The 23,949-nt window shown below is 31.5% G+C and carries 24 protein-coding genes; 16 read left to right on the top strand and 8 right to left on the bottom strand.

Annotated features, from left to right (window positions below):
* Positions 1 to 14 precede the first annotated feature (14 nt).
* Entirely contained in the window at positions 15 to 1,595 is a 1,581-nt protein-coding gene (locus QHG34_RS00400) for an IS1182 family transposase (protein WP_282628096.1), read from the top strand.
* Between the two features lie 95 nt (positions 1,596 to 1,690).
* Here the strand turns inward: QHG34_RS00400 and QHG34_RS00405 are convergent, their stop codons facing one another.
* The gene (locus QHG34_RS00405; RefSeq protein ID WP_282628097.1) at positions 1,691 to 2,473 is read right to left on the bottom strand and encodes a leucine-rich repeat domain-containing protein; all 783 of its coding nucleotides are present in this window, start codon (positions 2,471 to 2,473) and stop codon (positions 1,691 to 1,693) included.
* Between the two features lie 153 nt (positions 2,474 to 2,626).
* Between QHG34_RS00405 and QHG34_RS00410 the strand changes: the two genes are divergently transcribed.
* Positions 2,627 to 3,484 carry a tyrosine-type recombinase/integrase gene (locus QHG34_RS00410; protein ID WP_282628098.1) on the top strand — a complete coding sequence of 286 codons (858 nt, stop codon included), beginning with the start codon at positions 2,627 to 2,629 and terminating at the stop codon, positions 3,482 to 3,484.
* A gap of 34 nt (positions 3,485 to 3,518) precedes the next feature.
* Here the strand turns inward: QHG34_RS00410 and QHG34_RS00415 are convergent, their stop codons facing one another.
* Positions 3,519 to 5,372: a CocE/NonD family hydrolase gene (locus tag QHG34_RS00415; protein ID WP_282628099.1), complete on the bottom strand. Its 1,854-nt coding sequence runs from the start codon at positions 5,370 to 5,372 to the stop codon at positions 3,519 to 3,521.
* A 174-nt stretch (positions 5,373 to 5,546) separates the two neighbouring features.
* On the opposite strand from QHG34_RS00415, the gene QHG34_RS00420 reads away from it, so the two are divergent.
* The 8 genes from QHG34_RS00420 to QHG34_RS00455 are packed head-to-tail and all read left to right on the top strand — an operon-like array spanning position 5,547 to position 10,109.
* Complete coding sequence (locus tag QHG34_RS00420; protein ID WP_282628100.1) at positions 5,547 to 5,999, top strand: SRPBCC domain-containing protein; 453 nt, start codon at positions 5,547 to 5,549, stop codon at positions 5,997 to 5,999.
* Between the two features lie 4 nt (positions 6,000 to 6,003).
* Positions 6,004 to 6,408, top strand: a complete 405-nt coding sequence (locus tag QHG34_RS00425) for an SRPBCC family protein (RefSeq protein ID WP_282628101.1) — start codon at positions 6,004 to 6,006, stop codon at positions 6,406 to 6,408.
* Complete coding sequence (locus tag QHG34_RS00430) at positions 6,408 to 6,800, top strand: VOC family protein (RefSeq protein WP_282628102.1); 393 nt, start codon at positions 6,408 to 6,410, stop codon at positions 6,798 to 6,800. The genes QHG34_RS00425 and QHG34_RS00430 overlap by 1 nt, the downstream gene beginning before the upstream one ends.
* A 3-nt stretch (positions 6,801 to 6,803) precedes the next feature.
* Positions 6,804 to 7,733: a DUF1801 domain-containing protein gene (locus QHG34_RS00435; RefSeq protein WP_282628103.1), complete on the top strand. Its 930-nt coding sequence runs from the start codon at positions 6,804 to 6,806 to the stop codon at positions 7,731 to 7,733.
* A complete protein-coding gene (locus tag QHG34_RS00440) occupies positions 7,733 to 8,197 on the top strand; it encodes a DUF1801 domain-containing protein (protein ID WP_282628104.1) in 465 nt (154 codons plus the stop codon). The genes QHG34_RS00435 and QHG34_RS00440 overlap by 1 nt, the downstream gene beginning before the upstream one ends.
* A 4-nt stretch (positions 8,198 to 8,201) precedes the next feature.
* Entirely contained in the window at positions 8,202 to 8,861 is a 660-nt protein-coding gene (locus QHG34_RS00445; protein WP_282628105.1) for a DUF2461 domain-containing protein, read from the top strand.
* A 30-nt stretch (positions 8,862 to 8,891) separates the two neighbouring features.
* Positions 8,892 to 9,338, top strand: coding sequence for a VOC family protein (locus QHG34_RS00450; RefSeq protein ID WP_282628106.1), 447 nt, complete (start codon positions 8,892 to 8,894; stop codon positions 9,336 to 9,338).
* Between the two features lie 3 nt (positions 9,339 to 9,341).
* Complete coding sequence (locus QHG34_RS00455) at positions 9,342 to 10,109, top strand: class I SAM-dependent methyltransferase (RefSeq protein WP_282628107.1); 768 nt, start codon at positions 9,342 to 9,344, stop codon at positions 10,107 to 10,109.
* Positions 10,110 to 10,141: 32 nt separating this feature from the next.
* Here QHG34_RS00455 and QHG34_RS00460 read toward each other — a convergent pair whose 3' ends face one another.
* From QHG34_RS00460 to QHG34_RS00475, 4 genes are all read right to left on the bottom strand, one after another.
* The gene (locus tag QHG34_RS00460; protein WP_282628108.1) at positions 10,142 to 11,542 is read right to left on the bottom strand and encodes an alkaline phosphatase; all 1,401 of its coding nucleotides are present in this window, start codon (positions 11,540 to 11,542) and stop codon (positions 10,142 to 10,144) included.
* Positions 11,543 to 11,606: 64 nt separating this feature from the next.
* Entirely contained in the window at positions 11,607 to 12,188 is a 582-nt protein-coding gene (locus tag QHG34_RS00465) for a DUF6642 family protein (RefSeq protein ID WP_282628109.1), read from the bottom strand.
* Between the two features lie 80 nt (positions 12,189 to 12,268).
* Positions 12,269 to 13,135 (bottom strand): glycerophosphodiester phosphodiesterase family protein, encoded by an 867-nt coding sequence (locus QHG34_RS00470; RefSeq protein ID WP_282628110.1) that lies wholly within the window; start codon positions 13,133 to 13,135, stop codon positions 12,269 to 12,271.
* A gap of 2 nt (positions 13,136 to 13,137) precedes the next feature.
* Complete coding sequence (locus QHG34_RS00475; RefSeq protein ID WP_282628111.1) at positions 13,138 to 16,296, bottom strand: TonB-dependent receptor; 3,159 nt, start codon at positions 16,294 to 16,296, stop codon at positions 13,138 to 13,140.
* A gap of 231 nt (positions 16,297 to 16,527) precedes the next feature.
* Between QHG34_RS00475 and QHG34_RS00480 the strand changes: the two genes are divergently transcribed.
* Positions 16,528 to 18,294, top strand: coding sequence for an AMP-dependent synthetase/ligase (locus QHG34_RS00480; protein WP_282628112.1), 1,767 nt, complete (start codon positions 16,528 to 16,530; stop codon positions 18,292 to 18,294).
* Between the two features lie 191 nt (positions 18,295 to 18,485).
* On the opposite strand, the gene QHG34_RS00485 is transcribed toward QHG34_RS00480, so the two are convergent.
* On the bottom strand, positions 18,486 to 18,914 hold the full coding sequence (locus QHG34_RS00485) for a DoxX family protein (RefSeq protein WP_282628113.1): 429 nt from the start codon (positions 18,912 to 18,914) through the stop codon (positions 18,486 to 18,488).
* Between the two features lie 209 nt (positions 18,915 to 19,123).
* Between QHG34_RS00485 and QHG34_RS00490 the strand changes: the two genes are divergently transcribed.
* The 4 genes from QHG34_RS00490 to QHG34_RS00505 all read left to right on the top strand — a co-directional run bounded on the left by QHG34_RS00490 (position 19,124) and on the right by QHG34_RS00505 (position 23,150).
* Positions 19,124 to 20,887 (top strand): AMP-dependent synthetase/ligase, encoded by a 1,764-nt coding sequence (locus QHG34_RS00490; RefSeq protein ID WP_282628114.1) that lies wholly within the window; start codon positions 19,124 to 19,126, stop codon positions 20,885 to 20,887.
* Positions 20,888 to 20,972: 85 nt separating this feature from the next.
* Positions 20,973 to 21,506 (top strand): STM3941 family protein, encoded by a 534-nt coding sequence (locus QHG34_RS00495; protein WP_282628115.1) that lies wholly within the window; start codon positions 20,973 to 20,975, stop codon positions 21,504 to 21,506.
* 27 nt (positions 21,507 to 21,533) lie between these two features.
* Complete coding sequence (locus tag QHG34_RS00500) at positions 21,534 to 22,841, top strand: DEAD/DEAH box helicase (protein WP_282628116.1); 1,308 nt, start codon at positions 21,534 to 21,536, stop codon at positions 22,839 to 22,841.
* A gap of 12 nt (positions 22,842 to 22,853) precedes the next feature.
* Positions 22,854 to 23,150: a Dabb family protein gene (locus QHG34_RS00505; RefSeq protein WP_282628117.1), complete on the top strand. Its 297-nt coding sequence runs from the start codon at positions 22,854 to 22,856 to the stop codon at positions 23,148 to 23,150.
* A gap of 47 nt (positions 23,151 to 23,197) precedes the next feature.
* Here the strand turns inward: QHG34_RS00505 and QHG34_RS00510 are convergent, their stop codons facing one another.
* Entirely contained in the window at positions 23,198 to 23,695 is a 498-nt protein-coding gene (locus tag QHG34_RS00510; protein WP_282628118.1) for a super-infection exclusion protein B, read from the bottom strand.
* Between the two features lie 56 nt (positions 23,696 to 23,751).
* Here QHG34_RS00510 and QHG34_RS00515 point away from each other — a divergent pair, with 56 nt between their 5' ends.
* Complete coding sequence (locus QHG34_RS00515) at positions 23,752 to 23,889, top strand: Txe/YoeB family addiction module toxin (RefSeq protein ID WP_320416879.1); 138 nt, start codon at positions 23,752 to 23,754, stop codon at positions 23,887 to 23,889.
* Positions 23,890 to 23,949 lie beyond the last annotated feature (60 nt).

Below are 23,949 nucleotides of genomic sequence, written 5' to 3' on the forward strand. Positions count from 1 at the left end.
CTTAACTTGTTATTATGCAAGGCAAAAAAGAATTTACACCCCAATTATTTTACGATTTAAGTTTGGATCGATTGGTACCTTTGGATAATTACTATCGAATAATACAGCGAGAATTATCATTTGATTTTCTTTATCAAGTGACCTCAAAATATTATGGAAAAGAAGGTCAAAAAAGTATTGATCCTGTGGTCTTTTTCAAGATATTATTGGTGGGTTATCTCAACAACATCAACAGCGATCGGGCATTGATTCGCTACTGTAGCAATTGTTTAGATGTACGTTTTTTTTTAGGATATGATTTAAATGAAGATTTACCTTGGCACTCAACCATTAGCCGAACACGTCAATTATTAGGAGAAGAAGTTTTTTTAGAATTGTTTCGTCAAGTGTTAAGTCTTTGCGTTAAAAAAGGGATGGTGCAAGGTCGTCGTCAAGCGGTTGATAGTGCATTTATCAAGGCCAATGCCAGCATGGATAGTTTGGTTGAAAAAGAAGTTTTAGAAGATGCTTCTGCATATGTCAACGAATTAGAAGAAAATAGTGAATATAAAGTCACTTCAACACGTAAAAAGTTAGTTGAACAACATCATAATTGGAAAAAAGAAGAATTTAAAGCGATGCCTGCCGCCCGAAAAAGTGTCCAAATCAATGAATATGGCGAAGAAATTCGGCCAAAATTCTTAAGTAATCACACGCATTATTCGCCTACCGATCCCGATGCAAAAATCTCTACCAAACCAGGAAAACCGAGGCAATTAAATTATGCAGGTCAATTAGCCGTAGATGATAAACACCATGTCATAACGGGCGCCTGTGCCAGTACAGCAGGGAGCAAGGACAGTGCGATTTTTTCAGAAATCATGAATCAAACCTTGGCAAATTTAAAGGGTAATGAGATGCAAATCGATCAAGTATTAGCCGATGCAGGTTACAGTAGTGGCGATAGTTTGCAGTATTGCGAGGACAACAATATTGACGCTTGGATACCCAATTTTGGTCAATACAAACCCGAACGTGAAGGCTTTATTTACCTAGCAGAAAAAGACCAATATCAATGCATTCAAGAAGGAGGAAATGGAGCGATTTTACCATTTAAACGTATTTTAACCGATAGTAAAGGTTACCAAAAGAAAAGTTACCGAAGCAGTGAAAGGGATTGTAAAGATTGCCCCCTTCGAGCCCAATGCTGTGGTAAAGTGAGCAAGTTTAAGAAGTTAGATGACAGCATTCACAAGCCCTTGTACGATCGGATGCACGAGAAAATTACCAAGAATAAACGGTATTTTAAACAGATGGTCAAGAGACGAAGTGCAACGGTAGAACCAGTTTTAGGTACTTTAATCAACCATCACAATATGAAACGTATCAATAGCCGAGGAATGGCCCAAGCGAACAAACATGTTCTCTTAGCTGCTCTTTGCTATAACCTGAAGAAATACCTGAAATTTACGCCTAAAAAGTCCAAATTACTTGCCCAAATCTGTGCCTTACCAAAGGTACAGCATGCTATTTTTAAAATAGGTGAATTAGACTTTAAAATCCGCTTTGTAGAACCACTTTATTTTTTAACTCATTTGCATTTTAACCCAAAATAAACCTCGCTTAAAAAGGCTTAAACGAGGTCATATATGATTTTATTTTGTTGAGTTTTGAGTTGTGCAACGATTACCAATGTTAGCAGAAGTAGTATTCACCAATCTTTTCCTGGGTAAAATTTGTTTAGCTGAAAATCCCAATCTACAAAAAATCCAGAATTAAGTTTTTTATTACTTTCTAAAATAGATTTTTTCATATCACTACTAACTTTTTCATTAATGTCTAATCTTTTTAGATTTTTCAATTCGTTGATTGGTGACAAGTCTTTACTTAAAATATTGCAATTCAATAAATCTAAATGTTCTAAATTTTCAAGTTCGTTAATGAAAGAAATATTTTCTAATTTGAGATTTTTGGGTGTGAAAAGATCTCCATTTAATTGTAAACCGATTAAATTATCTAATTCTGAAATGCACCTGTAATTCTCAATTATAAAACTTTTTTCAATTGATAATTTTTGTAATTTCTTGAGTTTAGTAATTGGTTTAATGTTAATGAGTTTGTTAAAACCTTCTAAGTCTAATCTTTTTAAATTTTTAAGTTTAGTAATTTCAGAAATGTCAGCTATATTAGAACTCCAAATTTCCAAACTTTCTAAAGAATCTATTTGACAAATTTTTTGAAAAAATTCAATATCAACTTTATGTCTTATAGATAATGATTTTAATTTATTTAAGTTTGGTAAAATATCCAACCATTCTGAAATTATTTTCTTCTTCTCTTTCGTTGTAAAATGATTATCAAAATCAATAGGAAAAAGATTGATGGTTATATTTTCTTTTTCGAACACTTCTTCCACAAAAGATTGAATTTGATAGGAATTTGAATATTCATTTTCATCATTGAAAAATAAATTGTTCTTATAGCGGTCTTTCATTTTACTATTTCTGCTAACACGTAAATATACGAATAATATTAAACTATCAAAATATATTTATTTGATATTAATTACTTAAAATCAATTAGTTATATTTTGATTTTGTAATTTAAGGAAATTATTATTATTCGTCTATTTAATTTCGTCTATTCTATGAAAAATGCTAGTTTATCAAACTCTCAACAAAAAGCTTATGACGATTATATTCAGACTCTTAAGCTTAAGTCGTATAGTCCAAACACAATTAGAACTTATAGTTCTGAGTTTCATAATTTTTTGATTGTGTTTAAAAACTATGATCCCCACGATATTTCGACCGATTTAATAAGAAGGTATTTGGTATATTGTGCAGAAGATTTAAAATTGACAGAACATTTTATAAATTCTAAAATGAATGCGATTAAGTTTTACTATGAAAAAGTTTTGTATCAACCAAAAGTGGTTTATAATATCCCTCGTCCCAAAAAACCTTATTTATTACCAAAAGTATTGTCAGTAAAAGAAATTAAGAATTTATTTGAAGTAATAGATAATAAAAAACATCTGTTAATTCTGAAATGCATTTACGGGATGGGTTTACGTGTAAGCGAAATTGTTTCTCTTAAAATTTCAGATATTGATAGCGATTCCATGTTAGTTCATCTCAAAAATGCGAAAGGTAAAAAAGATAGAGTAGTTGTTCTACCAGATTCAATTTTGGATGAATTACGGACTTATTACAAAGAGCATTGTCCTCAAATTTATTTGTTCGAGAATAGATTTCATCAACAATATAACGTGCGAACAATACAAATGATTTTCAAAAATGGATTGAAAAAAACTCCTTCTCATAAAAATGTAGGTATTCATAGTTTACGACATTCCTACGCGACACATTTGCTAGAAGCTGGTACAGATATTTCACTTATTCAACAACTTTTGGGTCACAATAATATCAAAACGACACTAGCTTATACGCATGTATCAAGAAAAACGATTCAAAATATTCGATCACCGTTAGATAATTTGTAAAAAAAATCCAGCTCATAAGCTGGATTTTATAAAATTATTTTAAAACTGGAACTTCAATGTAAGAATCATGATAAATTCGTTGTGTTTGTTTCAAAAAGTCTTTTGCAGTAGCTTCATATACATTCATGAATTGTTGTGGATTGCGATCAGCTAACGGAAACCAAGTGTTCTGAACCTGAATCATAATGCGATGTCCTTTTTTGAAGGTATGTCCAACATCTGGCATTGCATACGTTACATTCGTTTTCTGATTTGGTACAATCGCTTCTGGTTTTTCAAAACTATTACGGTATTTACCTCGCATTATTTCAGCTCTGATCAAATTTTGATATCCTCCCATTAATTTTCCATTATACTTAGGTGAATTCTCAGGAAAAACATCAATCAGTTTTACTACATAATCTGCATCTGTTCCAGTAGTCGAAACAAATAAATGATTAATTACCGGACCTGTAATTGTAATATCTTCTGTCAAAACAGCTGTTTGATAAACCATTACATCTGGACGAGTAGAAGCAAATCGTTGATCATCCACCATATATTCTCTTGATCTACTTTCCAAAACGCCTCCTTGATAAGGAACAGGATTGTTAGGATCTGAAATATATTCGTCAAATGTTGTTGATGTAGTAGACGAATTAAAAGCTATTTTTCCGTTTGCTTGTAAATATAGTTTTTGAGTAGATACATTTTTTGGAGGCCAAGTTTCAAATTGTTTCCATTCATTAGATCCAGTGATGAAAATTTGCGCTTCTGTTGGTTTAAAATTTCCTTTCTCTTTCAAATAATAGTTAAAAAAAGGTAATTCAATATTTTGTTGGTAATACTCTCCTGTTGGCGAACCAAATTGCATATCACCAAATGTATCAGCTTTAGATCGTACCCAACCACCATGAAACCAAGGACCAGCAACTAATATATTCGTTACATTTGGATTCTGCTTTTCAATAGCTTTATAGGTTTCAAAAGCTCCGTAAGCATCTTCGGCATCAAAAAAACCACCAACTGTCATTACAGCAGGTTTTACACTTGTAAGATGTGGTAAAGGATTTCGATCTTGCCAAAATTGATCATAATCTGGATGAGCAAATAAATCATTATAAAATTTGATATTTTTCTTGAAATATTTAGCTTCTAATTCTTTTACAGAACCTGCTTCCAAATAGAAACGATAATTATCCTTTATTTCAAATTCAGGACGTTTCGGTCCTTTATCTGGCGTAATAGGTTCAGGTCGAGGAACACCAAAAACAGACATAAAGTTGAACGAATCATTCAAGAATAATACACCATTGTGATGAAAATCGTCACCCAAATACCAATTGGTAACAGGCGCTTGTGGCGAAACGGCTTTTAGGGTTGGATGAGAATTAACCAAACTCATAGTCGAGTAAAAACCAGGGTACGAAATTCCGTACATTCCAGCTTTTTGATTGTAGTTTTTCAGGTTTTTGGACAACCAATCTAACGTATCATATGTATCAGTACTTTCGTCAATTGCTTTTTTATTTTTGGTTGTGTTAATCGGTCTAACATCTTCAAAAACACCTTCGCTCATCCATTTTCCACGTACATCTTGGTATACAAAAATAAAACCTTCGCGCATTTCAGCAGGGAAGTTTCCAAGTGATTTTTTATACTCATTTGCACCATAAGGAGCCACTGTATATGGCGTTCTGTTAAGTAAAACAGGATACTTTTTGGATTGATCTTTCGGACGATAGATAGCTGTAAATAGCTTTGTACCATCGCGCATTGGTATCATTTGTTCTATTTTTTCGTAGTTATCGCGTACATAGGCCGAATCTGCCTTTGCATCTTGCGCATAATTTAGTGTACTAAGAAATATACAACTAAGTAGAGTTAATTTTTGCGTCGTTTTTTTCACGTGAGATCTAATTTTACAATAGGATAAATGTAGGAAAGTTTTTAGTTTCTTAATTAATATTATCATGGTTTTGTGAGATTAAATTATTGGTTTGATAAAGATTTGTTTATTTTTTTTATAGAATTAATAATTAATTTAAAATTTGATTAAATTAGTTTCAAGATATTTTAGAACATGAAATTAACCGCAAAAGCATCTATTCAGATTCAAAAACCTCAAAATGAAGTTTTTCATGCAATTATTAAAGGAGATAAAATGAATCAATATTTTATTTCGTCTTCTACAGGAGATTTAGAAACGGGTAAAATTGTAGAGTGGAAGTTTCCTGAGTTTGACGATATTTTCCCTGTAACAGGAGCAAAAATTACGGAAAATAATTACATCTCGTTTGATTGGAGTGGCGGTGTTGATGGTATGTTGGTCGAAATTTTTCTCGAAAAAGGAGATAATGATTCTACAATTGTTAAAGTAATTGAACATGAAATGAATGATGACGAAGATGGAATAAAACAAGTGATTGGACAAACAGAAGGTTGGGCAAATTTTTTAGCATGTTTGAAAGCTTCTTTAGAATATGGAGTTAATTTACGCAAAGGAGCTTTTGATTTTATGAAACCTAAACAATAAAGAAATGATAACAATAGAAACGATTATTAATCAACCAATAGACATAGTTTGGAACGCCTATAACAATCCTGAAGATATTGTGAAATGGAATTTTGCAACGGAAGATTGGCATTGTCCAAAAGCTGAAAATAATTTGCAAGTTGGTGGAAATCTAAAAAGTACAATGGCTGCAAAAGATGGCAGTTTTCAGTTTGAATTTGAAGCAAAATATGATGAAATTATTCCAAATAAATTTATTCGTTATTACATAGCTGATGGACGAAAAGTAGAAATTAACTTTCACGAAGAAGATAATTTAACTAAAATAATGATTCAATTTGATCCAGAAAATCAAAACTCAGAAGAAATGCAACAAGCAGGTTGGCAGGCTATTCTGAATAATTTTAAACACTATATCGAAACAAAATAATGGAAGAAAATAAATCAACAATAGGACAAGTTGTTTGGACAGATTTGACTGTAGAAAACGCGGATGAATTGAAAGATTTTTATAAAGAAGTCATTGGTTGGGAAGTTAAAAACGTAGCCATGAAAGATGGTGAAGAAGAATACAATGACTATGCAATGATGTCAGCTCCTGATAGAGCTTCGGGTGGTGTTTGTACAAAACGTGGCGTAAACAAAGGGATTCCGTCACAATGGATTATGTACATTAGTGTAGAGAATGTTGCCAAAAGTTTAGCAAAAGCTTTAGAGCTTGGTGGTACTTCTATGCATGAAATTAAAAACAAAGAAGGAAAACTACAATTTGCTATTATACAAGATCCTGCTGGTGCAGTTTTCGGTTTAGCTGAAGCTTAAGTAATGAGAGAAAATTTTACAACAATTGATGAATATATTGACGGTTTTGTTAGTGAAAAGCGTGAAATTTTAGAAGAATTTAGACTATTTATTCAGAAGATTGTACCAGAAGCAACCGAAACGATTAATTACAAGATGCCCACTTTTCGATTAAATGGTAATTTGATACATTTTGCGATGTTTAAAAATCATTTAGGAGTATATCCTGGAGCTGAGGCAATTGAACATTTTAAAACTGATTTAATTGATTTTAAAACTTCAAAAGGTGCAATACAGTTTCCTTTGGATAAAGTTTTACCATATAAATTATTGCAAGAAATTATCTTGTACAAAGCTGATTTGATGAAAGATCAGAAATCTGGTGAATGGACAAAATACAATGGTAATTGGGCTGAAGCGAATGAGAAGATTCAACAAGTTGTAAATGAAACAGAATTAGTTAAGGAATTCAAATGGGGCGGTGATGTTTACACTTACAATAAAAAGAATGTCTTGGCTTTTAGCGGTTTCAAAAATCATTTTGCTTTATGGTTTTACAATGGTGTTTTACTGAAAGATTCTTATCGTGTTTTAGTTAATGCAAACGAAGAAAAAACAAAAGTTTTGCGTCAATGGCGATTTAATTCTGCTGATGAAATTGATGTTGTAAAAGTAAGAGAATATGTGTTAGAAGCGATTCAATTAGTTAAAGATGGTAAAGAAATTAAACCTGAAAAACCTCAACCAAAAGAAGTGAATGGTTTATTAAAAGATATTTTAAATCAAGATGATACATTGTTTACCTCATTTAAAACTTTAACTATGGGTAAACAAAAGGAATACATAGAATATATAGAAGAAGCGAAACAAGAGAAAACAAAATTGACTAGAATCGAAAAAATAAAACCGATGATTTTGGAAGGTAAAGGTTTAAATGATAAATACAGAAAATAATGCAATATAATGTAGTAAGTTTTGAAGAATATTTAGATTCAATTCCAGCAGAAAGAAAGGACGCCGTTCAGCAGATAATTGAAATTTTGAAAACCAATTTACCAACTGGTTTTGAAGAACAATTAAGCTACGGACATATTGGTTTTGTCGTTCCTCATTCATTATATCCAAACGGTTATCATTGCGATCCTAAGTCGCCTTTGCCTTTTGTTGGGGTGGCTTCGCAGAAGAATTTTATAGCCTTGTATCACATGGGAATTTATGCAGACGAAAAGTTATTAAATTGGTTTGTAGGAGAATATCCTAAACATTCGAAACGAAAATTAGATATGGGAAAAAGTTGTATTCGATTCAAAAAAGTGGATGATATTCCGTTCGAATTAATTGGAGAATTAGCACAAAAAATAACACCACAACAATGGATTGATCGATACGAAAGTGCTTTTATCAATCGTAAAAAATAAAAAAATGTCAGAAATCTATACATATCTAAAAAAATTAGAGAAAAATAATAACCGAGAATGGTTTACCGAACATAAAGATGAATTTGATGTAGCGAAAAGTGAAGCTGATTTAATTTTTAATGCGATTTATCAAGAGTTAAGTAAAAAAATGGAATTAGAACCTTTGAAAATTTTTAGAGTTTACAGAGATGTTCGTTTTTCGCATGATAAAACACCTTACAAAACGCATTTTTCAGCGCAAACAGGAAGTAAGAAGCCTTATAAAAGAGGTGGTTTTTATTTTCATATTCAACCCAATAGATGTTTTATTGGTATCGGCTTTTGGGAACCAGAAAGAGATGATTTACTAAGAATTCGAAGAGAAATTGAAGCATCTGACGAATTACAAAAAATTATTCAATCTAAAACTATTCAGAAAGAGTTTGGAGAAATGCAAGGAGAGGAAGTAAAATCAGCGCCGAAAGGTTTTTCGAAAGAACATGAACGAATAGAGTTGTTACGAAAAAAACAGTATTTATTTATCAAGAATTATACAGAAGAAGAAGTTTTAGCGAAAGATTTTCCGCAAAAGGTTACAAAATCTATTTTGGTACTTCAACCATTTTTAGATTATATGACCGATGTTTTAACAACGGATGAAAATGGAGAATCTTTGATAAAATAAACAATTAAATAACAAAAAAAACACAAAATTATGGCTAAAGTACACGCTTATTTAAATTTTAATGGAGATTGCGAACAAGCTTTCAAATTTTATGAAACTGTTTTTGATACGCAAAATATTGGGATGCATAAAATGGGGGATATGCCGCCAAGCCCAGATTTTCAAGTCCCAGAAAGTGCTAAAAACAAAGTAATGCACACTGCTTTGTTTATTAATGAAACAACTATGCTAATGGGTTCTGATATTGTGGAAGAGTTTGGTCAAAAATACCAAGGAGGAAACAATAATTATGTAATGTTAGATGTAGAAAATACAGAAGAAGCGCATAAGTTATATGATCGATTATCAGTTAATGCAAAGGTTTTAGAAATGCCTTTGGGAGAGCAGTTTTTTGCTGAATTATTTGCTTCTTTTATTGATCAATTTGGTACACCATGGATGATTCATTTCGAAGGAAATAAAGCTCAATCGATGTAATTGATGAACTATTTTGATCCAGAAGATGCTGCTAAAAGATACTCTATTGGTAGACCTTATTTTCATCAAAATACAATACGCAAGGTAAAAGAACAATTACAAATTGATCAATTATTAGATAAAGGTTTGGATGTTGCTTGCGGTACAGGTTTGTCTACAAAAGCACTTACAGAAATTGTTTCAATTGTTCATGGAACCGATTTGTCTGATGAAATGCTAAAAAATGCGATCAAAGATGAGAAAATAATATATCAGAAAGCAATTGCAGAAAGTCAACCGTTTTTGAATGAATTTTTTGAAATAATTACTGTTTGTTCTGGTATCCATTGGTTTGATATAGATAAATTTCTTAATGAAGCTTATAGATTATTAAAGTCTAATTATTGGCTAGTTGTGTATGATAATTTCTTTATTTCTGAAATGGAAAATACTCTACTTTTCAATAATTGGTATCAAGATGTTTATCAACAAAAATTCCCTGCTCCAAAAAGGAATAATACATATGATTGGAGTAGACAGAATATGATGAATAAAGGATTTGCAAATTATTATGAGCAAAATTTTAAAAATCCAATATCTTTTACAAGAAAGGATCTAGTTTTATATTTTACAACACAAAGTAATATTACAAATGTTGTAGAAAGTAAGAAGGAAGATTATTCTACAATTGAGTTATGGTTAGATGAAGAACTTTCTAAGTTTTACTCCGATGATGAAGAAGTAAAAACTATTTACTTTGGAAATTGGGTGAAATATCTGCAAAAAAAATAAAAAAACCTCTCCAACTGGAGAGGTTTTTTTATTTAAGCATTTACGTTTGTTGCTTGTAACATAAGTTGATGAAGATCTGTGTTTTTAACAAAAGGCTTTAACAAATCACTTCCTGGTCCATACATTGCTAATTCTACATAATCGCCCGAATGATCCATACTAATCCATCCAACACTATTATGTTTTTTCTGAATTTCGGAGAAAAATTTGAACGGAAGTTTCTTAAAATTGTAAAGACCTTCTTCTTTCTCTAAACCTTTATAAAAATCTAACATATGTTTTGCTTCTTCGTCAGTTAGGCTAAAACCATTGGTTTCTACAATCCAATCTTTTATTTCTTGCAGATTAAATTCATCATGAATTTCATTCAAAATATGTTCGTTGGTATATTTATAATTGAGGATACTTTCAAAATTTTTGTTTGCATCAGCACCATAAATGGTTCCAGGATTTGCATTTCCATGATCAGTGGTAATGATGACTAACGTATTTCCATCTTTTTCTGCAAAATCCATCACCGTTTTGATTGTTTCATCAAACGCAACCTGATCATTAATTAATCCAGCAACATCATTTGCATGCGCAGCCCAATCTACTTTTCCAGCTTCAACTTGTAATACAAAACCATTTTGATGTCCTTTTAAATTGTCAATCGCAACTTTTGTCATTTCGGCGAGAGTAGGAATTGATTTATTTTTTTCGAGATTTTTATGATCAATTGCATAAGGAATAGCACCAGTATTAAAAACGCCTAACAAAGATTGATTGTTCTGAGTTTTTACTAATTCCTCTTTTGTTTTCGCAATTTGATAGCCTTTCTTTTTGTATAACGTATACAAATCTTTCTTATCTTCTCTTTTTGATGAATTAAAAAATTCGTCACCACCACCTAATAAAACATCTATTCCAATCTCGGCATATTTTTCTGCAATCTTTGGTTCGGCATTTCTACTTGCAGAATTAACACAGAACCCTGCAGGAGTTGCGTGTGTAATTGTAACCGTTGTAACGCAACCTGTTCTTTTACCAGCTTTTTTGAATTTTTGCCAAATCGGAACATGATGTTCTCCGTTCGCACCAATATTCAATACACCGTTTTTTACTCGAATTCCACCACCAAAAGCAGAACTTCCAGCGGCTGAATCTGTGATAATAGAACTTGCAGAAGCCGTATCCATCAGAGCTCTTTTTACTTTATTTTCTTCATAAAGATTTATCCAGTTACCATTTTTCCCGTGCAATTGATTGTTGTACAAATTAGCCATAGCAAGAGTTCCGGAACTCATACCATCGCTAATCATGAAAATAATATTTTTTGCAGAGCTTGTCGAAAGGTTTGGTTTGATTTTATTTTGAGCAAATAAATCGAGAGGATTTAGAATTAAACCAGTTGAAATAAAAGCTGATCCTCTAAGAAATTTACGTCTATCCATTTTATTTTTATTGTAAAAGAATAGATTATTTACTGAAAGTATTTTAGCTTATTGTTAAATCTGATTAATAGTATAACCTAAAACCCATTTTGAGACATAGATTTGAAAATCTATCAAAAAGAGCGTGTACAAGTTCTACTTCATCATCAATTTTTTTGGCTAAGCAAAAGTAATGTTGATCTAAAATTGTACTTAAAATAGGTGAGTGGTTAACATAGCCCGAAACAGCTTTTGCCCCTGTAACATCGAGAAAATATTGAAAACTTTCTTCCTCTAAATCAAGCATTTTTGTGTTAGCAAAATGAATAATTTTATCGGTAAATTTTCCTTGAAAGAATTCAGCTATTTCCTCTAAACTGTAATAATAATCATCGATTTGAACTTGATTTGATTCGCCTTCAAATATTAAATAAATGATTTTATAATCTCTAAAATCTCGATCATGGTATAAGAGATTACTAATACTTTCTTCAAAAGTTTCAATACTATCGCAGGTTTTGTAGACGTTTGTTATTTGAAATTCACGCGCCAAATGTTCAAGAAAAGGAAACAATTGCGAATCATTTTCTTCCTCAATATCCGAAACACCTTCTAAACAAAAGATCTTGAAATCATCTTCATCTTCTCTGTAATGTTCAAGTTCCATACTTATTTATTTAAGTCACAATTTACAATGTTTTCAATTTTGTACAATAAAAAAGAGAAGCAATTTAGCTTCTCTTTAACTTATTTCCAGTTAACAAATTGTGATGGATAATCGGTTTCGATGATATCTGGACGAGTTATTAGATGTTTGATATAACCTCTTGTTCGTTCCAAATCTGTTGGCAACTTGTCCGTAGTTGGCGCAATAGCAATCATTACCATTACACCTTTATTGCGTAAATAAGCAATCATTTCTTGTTGCTCTGGTTTTACCTCGCCACCAATCCAAGCAATCATTCGATCAAACGGAACATTCAGTTTTTCAAAACTTCTCACATCATTCATTGTATGAAAAGGTTTCATGAACATTACATGATCTAAATGTTTGGCATAATACGCAACTTCGTCGTCTTTACGTAATCCTAAAACAACGTTAGGAAATGGATTCTTTTTTAAGAATTTGACATATGTAGAGTAAGGAACTCCCTTATTGTCTAATTGAAAAATGGTTTTTCCTTGGCTCCATTCCAAAGCTTCTTTAAGTGTCGGAATTTTGAAGTTTGTTACATTTCCATCACGATCTTTTAATTTTACATTTTTTAGTTCAGCATAGGTATAATCTTTTACTTTACCTTTTAAGGTTGTCGTACGATCAAATGTATCATCATGCATCAAAATCAAGACTGAGTCTTTGGTTAGTTGCGGATCTATCTCAAAAAAAGAAGGCATAATTGATAATGTTTTCTCAAAAGCTTCAATACTATTTTCGGGATAACCAGTCATCATTCCGCCACGATGACCAGAAATTATCACTTGTTTAGATTGATCTTGTTTGAAATAATTTTTCAATTCTTCAAAATTTGTGATATTAACCGTATGTAAGTTGTTCTGAGCTTTGGCTACCGAAAAAGTAGCCAATAAACTCATTGTAAAAAGTATTTTTTTCATGCTTAAAAACTGTATCTAAATCCGATTTGAATTTGATATGGACTAAATGCATAACTCGTTTTTCCTGTATTTGTATTGACATTGTACACAAATTTTTCATTCGCGGCATCAAAGCTTTTGATAGAATAAATGTTTTGTTTACCAATACGTGGACCAACTCCCCAATCTTTACTTAATAAATTAGCAACATTGAAAATATCCATTGCTACTTCAAATTTATGTTTATCAACGATTTTGAATTTTTTCGCTAATCGTAAATCAAAAGTCCCTGCGAAACCATTGATACCACCATTACGTTCAGCTATTTTACCAAAACTTTTGCGGATATACTCTTTTGTATGATCCTCTACATCAGGGTTATTTAAAATAGCATTGATTCCAGTTTTTAGATATTCAGGTGTATTTGGATTGTTTGGATCATAGATATAGGCTAAATCATTTGAATTAACAAAATCTCCGTTCATATTTCCGTTTACAGCTAGTGAATAGCGTGTACCCCCAATTCCACTAAAACGAATACCAGCTGTCATTCCCCAGAATGTTGGTGACTGTCCATAAACAACTAATTTGTGTCTGAAATGTGTATCAGAATAATTCATTTTACTTAAATTTCTTGGATCTTCAGGAACCATCAAACTTAGCGTAGCTGTATTGGCAACATTTCCGTTGTAAGAAGTATTATCTTTAGAATCATTCCATGTATAAGAAACAGAAAATTGACCGTCTCTGTAATAACGATATGTACCATCTAAGACAATTGCATATTGATTCTTTTTACCTTCACTTACTAATTCTAATACACGTCCTAAATCTTTCGTTTTACGTCCGTTTACCCAGTTTGCACTACCATTTGTTGTATTAATCGTATTGGCTGGAACGTAAACTCCGCGATTTGCTTCGTCTTTGATACGGAAATACGGATCGTCTACCATATTACGATCGATGTACATATAATTGTTTCGCGCCCAGTTTGCGTAAGCATTGATACCAACACGTAAACGATCACTAAAGAAATGATTATAAGAAGCATTCAATTTATAAACCGTTGGTACTTTTGCATCTTTACTATTAGCATTAATTGTAATTAATTTTTCTATTTTAGGATTATTGAACAAATCTCTTCCTGGAGCCGAATCTGGATTTTGTCTATAACCGATAAAATCTGGAGTAGGTACTAAAGAGCCTACAATATCTACAGCAGCTACTTTTGTTCCGTCAAATAACATATTGTTAATCATAGAATATGGATTAAGAGAAGATCCAAAAATTCCTCCACCAAACTTCACGAAATCTTTTCGGTTTTGGTTAATATCCCACATAAACTGAAAACGAGGTTGTACTTGCCAAGTACTGATTTTGTTATCTGTTCGTACACCTAATTGTTTGTCAGCTACTTCATTATAATTTGCTGCATTAAGATAACTCATATTCTCAAAACGAACACCAGCCATAAAGTCTAAACCTGGCGATAATTCAGTTTCTAATTGTCCGTATACAGCAGAGCTTAATTGATTAATTATTGTTGATGGATCATCTGTTAATCTGATTTCTCTTGCATAACGATAAGGTTTTAGATTATTGAAATTATCCATTCCTGTAAAATAGAAACGTCCATTCATCTCACTTCCGTATACATTTTGCATTCTGTAATATGAGAAATCTCCACCTAAGGTATATTTTATATTTTCACGATTAATGTAAACGTTATCAACTAATTGAATAACATCTCCCTTAAACCATTCTGGTGAAAAACGTTGTCCACCTAATTGGATATTAGTATATTGTGTTTTCTCTCCAATTTTAGATCCAATGCTTTCAACAATTGCTCTTGGAATAGATTGACTTGGTAACTCTGAAGAAGGTAAAATAAACTGATTCTCTAAGAAATATTGAACTTTCAATTCGTTTGTAATTTGCGAATTAAAATCAGTTCGTAACGATAACATCAAACTGTTATCCGTTTTTTTACGATCAATATATGATTCGTACATGTTGATTGATGTGTTATCTCCTTCAGATAACTTATCTTTTTCATGCACAAAATTGTTACGAATAGTTAACAAATTTCGTGGATTAAGCTGCCAATCTATACGTAAAAAACCTGCATTTGTATCCTTATTTTTATCAAAAGAACCAAATTGAGCGTTATTAGAAACACCATACTTCTCGCGTGAGATTGCTAAAAACTGATCTAATGTAGATTGTGTTACATTATACAAAGCTTCATCACTAGGATTATTAATAGCAGCAATTTGTAACGGACGTTTATCTACTTGTCTGTCCCATGCAACAAAAAAGTGTGCTTTATCCTTTTTAATTGGCCCTCCTAAAGAAAAACCATATTGGTAAGTAGAGAATTCATTATTACGTTTGTTACCTCTAATGTCATAAGGACTAGATAACCAATCTGTACGTCCATATAAAAAAGCACTTCCTTGTAATTTATTTGTTCCAGATTTTGTTACCGTACTAATTGTTCCGCCACCAGCACGTCCATTTGTTACATCATATTCGTTTGTTACAACTTTAAACTCTCGAATAGCTTCCATAGAAATAGAGTATGATGATGAGGTAGAACCACCAGCAATTGTTCCTCTGTTTGACATTCCATCTATTGTATAATCTACAGAAGAAGCTAATTGCCCACCAATACTTTGTCCATTACTTAACGGAGATAGATCAATTAGTGAAGTAAAATTACGTCCATTTACAGGTAAATTTTGTAAATCCTTTGCAGTAACAGAAGTAGAAGCTCCAACTTGTTTGATTGAGCTTTTTAAAGTTTGTCCACTTACCACTACTTCGTTTAAACCTGTTGTTTCTAAACTAGCAAACTTAAAAGGAACCCAAATTAAATCCCCTTGATTTAAACTATAACCAGATAGTATTTCTTCTCCATGCTGTTCAGAAATTATCGTTACCGTATAGGGCGAACCAAGTGGTAATTGTTTTAAATGGTATTCACCTTTTTCATTTGTCTTAGTTGAGGTTGTAAATCCGGTAGATTCATTTTTTACAACAATGGTTGCATTTGAGATTTCTTTACCATTTGAATCTGAAATTTTTCCTGAAATTCCAGCTAAGTCTCCTTGCGCGTAGGCAACAGTAGATGCTCCCATAAGAAGTGCGACTGTTGATAATTGAAATAAATTGAGTTTCATGTTTTAAATTTGATGTCAAAATTATTTCATCACTTAGAATAACGTGTTAATTGAAAATTACGAGTTTTTTAACAAAACTTATCTTTAATGTTAAAAAAATTAATAAATAGTTATTTATTGAATTCTGCCTACTTCAATTCATTTTAAATTCTATTTTTTATCGCAAAAGAAACGCGTAATTATTTTATAAAATCAAGAAATAGTCGAAATTTGTAATCTTATTGTAAAAGTATGATACAACCACAAAGAGTATTCGATCTACCACGTTTTCAGGAGAAAAGTACACCCAATATCTCAATTTTTAATTTTAAAGAAGATGATAATTGGAAAGGTATTTCAACTGCAGATTTTATTAATAGAGTAGATAATATTTCGAAAGGTTTAATTGCAAATGGCGTTCAACCAAATGATAAAATTGCGTTGATTAGCGAAAATCGTTTGGAATGGAATTTAGTCGATTTTGCAATTCAGCAAATTGGTGCTGTCGTTGTTGCAATTTATCCTAATATTTCAGATAATGATTACGAATTTATTCTGAATAATGCCGAAATCAAACTATGTTTTGTGAGTAATGATTCGTTGTATCAGCGCTTATTAGGAATTAAAGATAAAATTCCGAGTGTTAATGAGGTTTATACATTCAATACTTATCCGCATACTCCCAATTGGATTTCATTAGTTTCGAAAGGAATTAATATTACGGATGATATATTAAAGAAACGAATGGATGATGTTAAATCAACTGATTTAGCAACTCTTATTTATACTTCTGGAACAACAGGTAATCCGAAAGGCGTGATGCTTTCTCATGAAAATTTATTGGCAGATGTCAATAGTTCAGAGTATTCTTTTCCTGTAAAAGCGTATGATAAAGCGTTGTCCTTTTTACCTGCTTGTCATGCTTATGAAAGAGTTTTTCAATATGTATACATCAAAATGGGATTACCAATTTATTTTGCACAGTCAATGGATACGATTGGACAAGATATGAAAGAAGTTCAACCACAAATTTTTTCTGCTGTTCCGCGCGTTTTGGAGAAAGTTTACGATAAAATTATGGCGACTGGCGAACAATTGACTGGTATAAAAAGAGCTTTATTCTTTTGGGCAATTTCGTTAGGAGAAAAATATGATTTAGACGAATCAAAGCTATCTTCTTGGTATAAATTTCAATTAAATATTGCTCGAAAATTAATCTTTTCTAAATGGAAAGCAGCGCTTGGAGGAAATGTGAAAGGAATTGCTTCGGGAAGTGCAACTTTACAAACTCGTTTACTGAAGTTGTATTTAGCTGCCGGAATACCAATTTATGAAGGTTATGGTTTAACAGAAGCCGGTCCTTGTTTGTCTGTCAACTGTATCAAACGTGGAATGAAAATAGGTACAGTAGGAATTCCGTTGATTGATATCGAAATTAAATTAGCCGAAGATGGAGAAATCTTAGCTAAAGGAAAAAATATCATGCAAGGTTATTACAAAAATTCTGAAGCGACGGATGAGGTTTTGAAAGATGGTTGGCTTTATACGGGAGATATTGGAGAATGGGTTGAGGAGAAATTCTTAAAAATTATTGATCGCAAAAAAGAAATGTTTAAGACTTCTGGAGGAAAATATGTTGTGCCGCAACAAATTGAGAAAATTCTTTCTGAATCTAATTTTATCGAACAAATTATGGTGGTGGGAGAAGGACGAAAATTCCCAGCCGCTTTGATTATTCCTTCGTACGATAACTGTATAGATTGGGCAAAAACAAATGATTCGTCGTTGATTAATTTACCTCGAGAAGAATTTTTGACGCACGCTAAAATAAAGCAATTAATTGAAGATGAGGTGAGTCGTCTTAATGTTAATTTTGGAAATTGGGAAAAAATTAAAAAGTTTGAAATTCTACCAAATGAGTTTACAATAGAAACTGGCGAATTAACTCCAACACTCAAAATGAAACGTAAAATTATTGCAGAAAAATATAAAAAAGAAATTGACGGAATTTATCAATAGATGACAAGTATTTAGAAATATAAAAAAGCAAGATTTGTAACAAATCTTGCTTTTATCGCTAAATAATGATAATTTTTGTGTTTTTTTCTTCTTTTTAATAAAATTTAATATTGTGTAGTTTTAAGTAATTTTGATTTTAACCTCTAGTAAAAAATCAATATTGTTGTAATATAAATCTCTTTTCCTTCTTCTTATTTTTTTCTCTGAATGAAATAATCTAACGAGTATTTCCCAGGTCCTAAAAATAATAGCATTAAAAATGATAAACTATACATAAATGGTGTATCTTTTACTAAAGGAGCATCGTGAAAATGTAACACGAAATAGCCAGTTAATGTCACTGCCAAAATTGGTAGTATAGCAATTCTTGTTGCTAAACCTAATATGACAAACACTGGAAAAAACAAATTGGCTGCATCTGCAAATAATGAGTTAAAAGCTTCAGGTAAATTCAAAGGATTAGGAACTACTTCTGCTTCGCTAACGCCAACTCCAAGTTTTTTTAGTCCATGTGCGTAAATCAACTCCGCAGACAATAAAACTCTGAAAGCTAATAAGGTTAGATTTTGAATCTTTGGGTTAATTTCTGTATTGAACAGTTTATGTAATAAAGTTTTCATTGTTCTTATTTTTATATTACAAATCTAGGTAGAGTAGAATTCTTAACCGTTGAACTAGTTCAAGAAGTGCTTTTTAGGAAGTTTTTTTTCAAAAAGTAGGTTTCATATTATTTATTTTATTTGCAGTTCAAATAATATTTTTGAAAAATTCATCATTTTACGTTACTTTCGACGAATTCTTTTCAAAATTACAAAACTATAAGTGCGCTATGGAAGCAATCAGAATTTTTGATTTACCAAAACGTCAGCTGGAAAAGTTTCCTGATTTATCCATGTTTGTTTCCAAACAAAATGGAGAATGGAAACCAATGAAAACCACAACTTTTTTAGAACATGTTGATATAATCTCAAAAGGATTGATCGCTTGTGGAGTTCAGCCAGGTGAAAAAGTGGGATTAATCTCAGAAAATCGTGTCGAATGGAATATGATAGATTATGCAATACAACAAATCGGAGCTGTTGTAGTAGCAATTTATCCAAATATTTCTGATAACGATTACGAATATATTTTTAAGGATTCGGATATAAAAGTATGTTTTACAAGTAACCTCGATTTGTATACGCGAATCAATCAACTCAAAACAAAATTGCCCTCATTAGAGCAATTGTACTCGATTGATGAGTTTGAAAATACAGAAAGTTGGAATGTTTTAATCGAAAAAGGAAAAACAATTCAACAAGAAGAAATAGACAAACGAGCTATAAATGTGAAACATGAAGATTTAGCTTTTTTGATTTATACTTCTGGAACAACAGGAAATCCGAAAGGTGTAATGTTGTCGCACAAAAACATTATAGCAGATGTTATTGCTTGTGAATATTCAACACCGCTTGATCCTTATGATCGTGCTTTGACCTTTCTTCCTGCATGTCATGCATATGAGCGTACGATTCAATATTTATATGTGTACATGGGAATTTCGATCTATTTTGCAGAATCAATTGACAAGATTGGCGATAATTTAAAGGAAATAAAGCCACATATGATTACGGCTGTTCCTCGTGTGATTGAAAAAGTCTACGAAAAAATCATGCAAACAGGAGCGCAATTATCAGGTTTTAAGAAATCTATTTTTGATTGGGCTGTAAAAGTTGGCGATGAGTTTGTTTTAGAAGATGATCAGCGTTCGGCAATTTATAATTTGAAATTAGCAATTGCCCGAAAATTAGTTTTACACAAATGGTACGATGGTCTTGGAGGCGAATTAAAAGCCATTGTAACGGGAAGTGCAGCGATTCAGCAACGAATTGTTCGCGTGTTTTTAGCTGCCGAAATTCCAATTTACGAAGGTTATGGATTGACAGAAGCTTCACCAGTAATTGCGGTGAATTGTTTCCGTCGAGGGAAAAAGATTGGAACTGTTGGACCTCCGCTGAAAGGTGTTGAAGTAAAATTAGCCGATGATGGTGAAATTTTAGTGAAAGGTGATATTGTGATGATGGGTTATCATAATTTGCCAGAAAAAACTGCCGAAGAAATCAAAAATGGTTGGCTATATACGGGGGATATTGGCGAATGGGTAGACAATAAATTCCTTAAAATTGTTGACCGTAAAAAAGAAATGTACAAAACGTCAGGAGGGAAATATATTGTTCCGCAACAAATTGAAATGAAAATGATAGAATCGCCATTCATCGAGCAATTGATGGTTGTTGGAGAAGGCGAGAAGTTTCCTGGTGCTTTTGTAGTTCCGAGTTATATAAATTTAAAAAAATGGGCGCAGTCAAATGCTTCAGAAATTGTAAATCTTTCTCATGATGATTTTCAGAAAAATGATGTTGTCAAAAAGAAATTAGAAGACGAAATCAATCAACTGAATACTAATTTTGGACATTGGGAGCAAATCAAAAAGATTGCAATTATTCCAAATGAAATGACTGTAGAAGGTGGTGAATTGACACCAACACTAAAGTTTAAACGAAAAATTATTTTAGAAAAATATAAAAAACAATATCAAGAAATTTTTGGATAATTAAAAAGAGTCTCAGTTTTTGAGGCTCTTTTTTTATAACCTTTGATTAAGATTAAAATCTATATTTTTGTAAAAACAAAATCAGTTGAATTCAGTTAAAGTTTACGCAAAACAGACAAGCAATTGGGGATTATTATTTGGTAGTCTTTTATTTTTTGCTTGTTCAATTTATTTATTTCTAAACGCCAATCAAGTTAATTCTCCGCAAACTGCAAAAGTTTTAAGTGGAATTTTATTTGTTCCAAGTTTACTATTCATCATCGTTTCAATCAAAAAATTGATGAAAAAACAATTGATTTTATTGATAGATAAAAAAGGAATCGTTTACAAACCTACGGATCATTTGAATTATATTGAATGGGGAAAAATTCTGGAAATTGAAGAACTGAAATTACCTCGCCAACGTGTAATTAATATAAAAGTTATTGATGCTGATGATTTTATCAATAATGAATCTCAAAAATTCTTACAAGCGCGCATGAGATTTTGGAATAAAATGTACGGTGCTGTTGTTTCGTTTGACGCCAATACATTAGATAAAAATCACTTCGAAATCATGAATCTTTTTGATGAATTTATGGAAGATTATAAGATTTCTACAGCGTCAAAAAATGATTAATTCGAAAGAATAGACTATTTTTGCAGCATGCAAATCGATTTACTTTATAAAAATTTGGGCATCAAAGATATGAATGCAATGCAACGTTCAGCATTCAAAATGTCCGAAAATCAACGAGATTTAATTCTATTATCACCAACAGGTTCTGGTAAAACTTTGGCGTTTTTATTTCCGACTTTAAGAGATTTAAATCCAGAAGCAAAAGGTGTTCAAACCTTAATTTTAGTTCCTGCGCGTGAGTTAGCTTTACAAATCGAAACAGTTTTCAAATCGATGAAATCTGATTATAAAGTAACGTGTTGTTATGGTGGACACAATACAAAAGTTGAGCAAAATACTTTGTTAGAAGCTCCGGCTGTATTAATCGGGACTCCAGGACGTATTGCGTATCATTTGCGTAACGAAAATTTTGATCCTACAACTGTTCAAACTTTAGTTTTAGATGAGTTTGATAAAGCGTTAGAATTAGGTTTTCAAGAAGATATGAGCTTTATTGTTGAGCAACTTTCTGGCTTGAAACAACGAATTTTGACTTCTGCTACAGAAATGGAAAACATTCCAGAATTTGTTGGCTTGAATGACGAAAAAATCGTGAGCTATCTAAAACAAATCGAGGTAAAACCAGATTTGCACATGAAAGTCGTAAACACGATTTCTGAAGATAAATTAGATACATTATTCAATTTGATTTGTAAAATTGGAAGCAAACGTATGTTGATTTTCTGTAATCACCGTGATGCTGTAGATCGTATTAGTAATTTGTTGCATGAAAAAGGAATTGCGCGCGAAAGTTTTCATGGAGGAATGGAGCAAGACGAACGCGAACGTGCGTTGTTAAAATTCCGTAATGATTCGGTTCGAGTTTTAATCACTACAGATTTGGCTGCGCGTGGTTTGGATATTCCAGAGGTTGATTCGATTATTCATTATCAATTACCTACAAAAGAAGCTGCTTTTATACATAGAAATGGACGTACAGCACGTATGAATGCAAAAGGTTTTGTGTATTTAATTATCAGTAATGAAGAAAATTTTCCGTTTGTAAACAATGATTTACCTGTCGAAAATTTAGGTGGAACATATAAAATTCCTGAACGTACTCCTTACCAAACGATTTATATTTCTGCAGGAAAAAAAGACAAAGTCAATAAAGTTGATATTGTTGGATTTTTATTCAAAAAAGGTGAATTGGAGAAAAACGATGTCGGAATTATTGAAGTAAAAGATACCACTTCGTATGTTGCGATTAACCGTAAAAAAGTTCCAGACTTATTGAAAAAATTGAACGGTCAAAAAGTAAAAAATAAGAAAGTAAAAATGCAAATTGCATACTAAAAATAGAATTTTATGTTAGCACACCACGTATTATTTTGGTTAAAAGATGACGCTACAGAAGCTGAAGTGAATACATTTCACCAAGCTTTGAAAGATTTAGAACCAATTGCTCCTTCAGCATTTTTTCATGTTGGTACACCAGCAAATATCGAAAGAGATGTTATCGACGCTTCGTATTCGTTTTCTTTGTTTGCAGCTTTTGAAACGATGGAACAATTTGAAGCCTATCAAAAACATCCACAACACATTGAGTTTTTGAATGGACCAAATAAATTAGCAAAACGAGTATTAATCTATGATGCAGATTAATCATTACAAAAAATATAAACTTAAATCCGTCAAATTGACGGATTTTTTTATTCTAATAATTCAAGGTTTGAATCAAGAACCTTTTTAAAATTTGGTGAAATAGAACAATCTACTTCAAACTTAAATATTAATTCATTATTGCGTAGCAGAATTCCTTTATTAATCAGACCAATAATTGTTGAGTCTTGAAAATCAAATCTTAAAGTGTTCTTATTTTCAGAGTAAAATGTTTTAATAAACCCTTTTTCATAATTGTCTAATTGTTCTAAAGTATTTTTGATTGATTTTAATTCTTTATTTTTCTTAAAAAATAAATCAATTTTTGAATGTAGTTTAGAAAATAAAATAGAAAGTGTTGATATAAATGAAAGTAAGAATCCGGTTATAAATATCCATTTATATTCTACAAGTATGGACAATTTGTAATTGTTTAGGATATTTTCTGGAATTAGAATTATTGTTAAACAAATAGTTAATATAGGTATTAATTTATTTAATTTAAGATTTATTAATTCAATAATATCTTTTGCTGAAATTATACTCATTTAATTTTTTCTGATTTCTAATATTGTGTAAAATTAATTAATTATTCTTATTTTGAATTAAAGATTCAAATAATAGTTTCAAACATAAATATGCAGGATTTTGGTCAAGAAGAATTGATCATGAACATCGGTTAATTTATCGTGTTGTAGAAGACGAGATTCAAATTGTGAAATGTCGTTTTCATTATGATTGATATACTTCTTTATAACTCAACTATATAATCTATGATGTAATAATCACGAATTTCTATCAA

The sequence above is a fragment of the Empedobacter sedimenti genome (assembly GCF_030005555.1).
GTDB lineage: Bacteria > Bacteroidota > Bacteroidia > Flavobacteriales > Weeksellaceae > Empedobacter > Empedobacter sedimenti.

Excerpts from the sequence above, each read along its gene's own strand:
- QHG34_RS00400 (WP_282628096.1), top strand. The coding sequence starts at position 15 with ATGCAAGGCAAAAAAGAATTTACACCCCAATTATTTTACGATTTAAGT.
- QHG34_RS00405 (WP_282628097.1), bottom strand. The coding sequence starts at position 2,473 with ATGAAAGACCGCTATAAGAACAATTTATTTTTCAATGATGAAAATGAA.
- QHG34_RS00410 (WP_282628098.1), top strand. The coding sequence starts at position 2,627 with ATGAAAAATGCTAGTTTATCAAACTCTCAACAAAAAGCTTATGACGAT.
- QHG34_RS00420 (WP_282628100.1), top strand. The coding sequence starts at position 5,547 with ATGAAATTAACCGCAAAAGCATCTATTCAGATTCAAAAACCTCAAAAT.
- QHG34_RS00425 (WP_282628101.1), top strand. The coding sequence starts at position 6,004 with ATGATAACAATAGAAACGATTATTAATCAACCAATAGACATAGTTTGG.
- QHG34_RS00430 (WP_282628102.1), top strand. The coding sequence starts at position 6,408 with ATGGAAGAAAATAAATCAACAATAGGACAAGTTGTTTGGACAGATTTG.
- QHG34_RS00435 (WP_282628103.1), top strand. The coding sequence starts at position 6,804 with ATGAGAGAAAATTTTACAACAATTGATGAATATATTGACGGTTTTGTT.
- QHG34_RS00440 (WP_282628104.1), top strand. The coding sequence starts at position 7,733 with ATGCAATATAATGTAGTAAGTTTTGAAGAATATTTAGATTCAATTCCA.
- QHG34_RS00445 (WP_282628105.1), top strand. The coding sequence starts at position 8,202 with ATGTCAGAAATCTATACATATCTAAAAAAATTAGAGAAAAATAATAAC.
- QHG34_RS00450 (WP_282628106.1), top strand. The coding sequence starts at position 8,892 with ATGGCTAAAGTACACGCTTATTTAAATTTTAATGGAGATTGCGAACAA.
- QHG34_RS00455 (WP_282628107.1), top strand. The coding sequence starts at position 9,342 with ATGAACTATTTTGATCCAGAAGATGCTGCTAAAAGATACTCTATTGGT.
- QHG34_RS00460 (WP_282628108.1), bottom strand. The coding sequence starts at position 11,542 with ATGGATAGACGTAAATTTCTTAGAGGATCAGCTTTTATTTCAACTGGT.
- QHG34_RS00465 (WP_282628109.1), bottom strand. The coding sequence starts at position 12,188 with ATGGAACTTGAACATTACAGAGAAGATGAAGATGATTTCAAGATCTTT.
- QHG34_RS00470 (WP_282628110.1), bottom strand. The coding sequence starts at position 13,135 with ATGAAAAAAATACTTTTTACAATGAGTTTATTGGCTACTTTTTCGGTA.
- QHG34_RS00475 (WP_282628111.1), bottom strand. The coding sequence starts at position 16,296 with ATGAAACTCAATTTATTTCAATTATCAACAGTCGCACTTCTTATGGGA.
- QHG34_RS00480 (WP_282628112.1), top strand. The coding sequence starts at position 16,528 with ATGATACAACCACAAAGAGTATTCGATCTACCACGTTTTCAGGAGAAA.
- QHG34_RS00485 (WP_282628113.1), bottom strand. The coding sequence starts at position 18,914 with ATGAAAACTTTATTACATAAACTGTTCAATACAGAAATTAACCCAAAG.
- QHG34_RS00490 (WP_282628114.1), top strand. The coding sequence starts at position 19,124 with ATGGAAGCAATCAGAATTTTTGATTTACCAAAACGTCAGCTGGAAAAG.
- QHG34_RS00500 (WP_282628116.1), top strand. The coding sequence starts at position 21,534 with ATGCAAATCGATTTACTTTATAAAAATTTGGGCATCAAAGATATGAAT.
- QHG34_RS00505 (WP_282628117.1), top strand. The coding sequence starts at position 22,854 with ATGTTAGCACACCACGTATTATTTTGGTTAAAAGATGACGCTACAGAA.
- QHG34_RS00510 (WP_282628118.1), bottom strand. The coding sequence starts at position 23,695 with ATGAGTATAATTTCAGCAAAAGATATTATTGAATTAATAAATCTTAAA.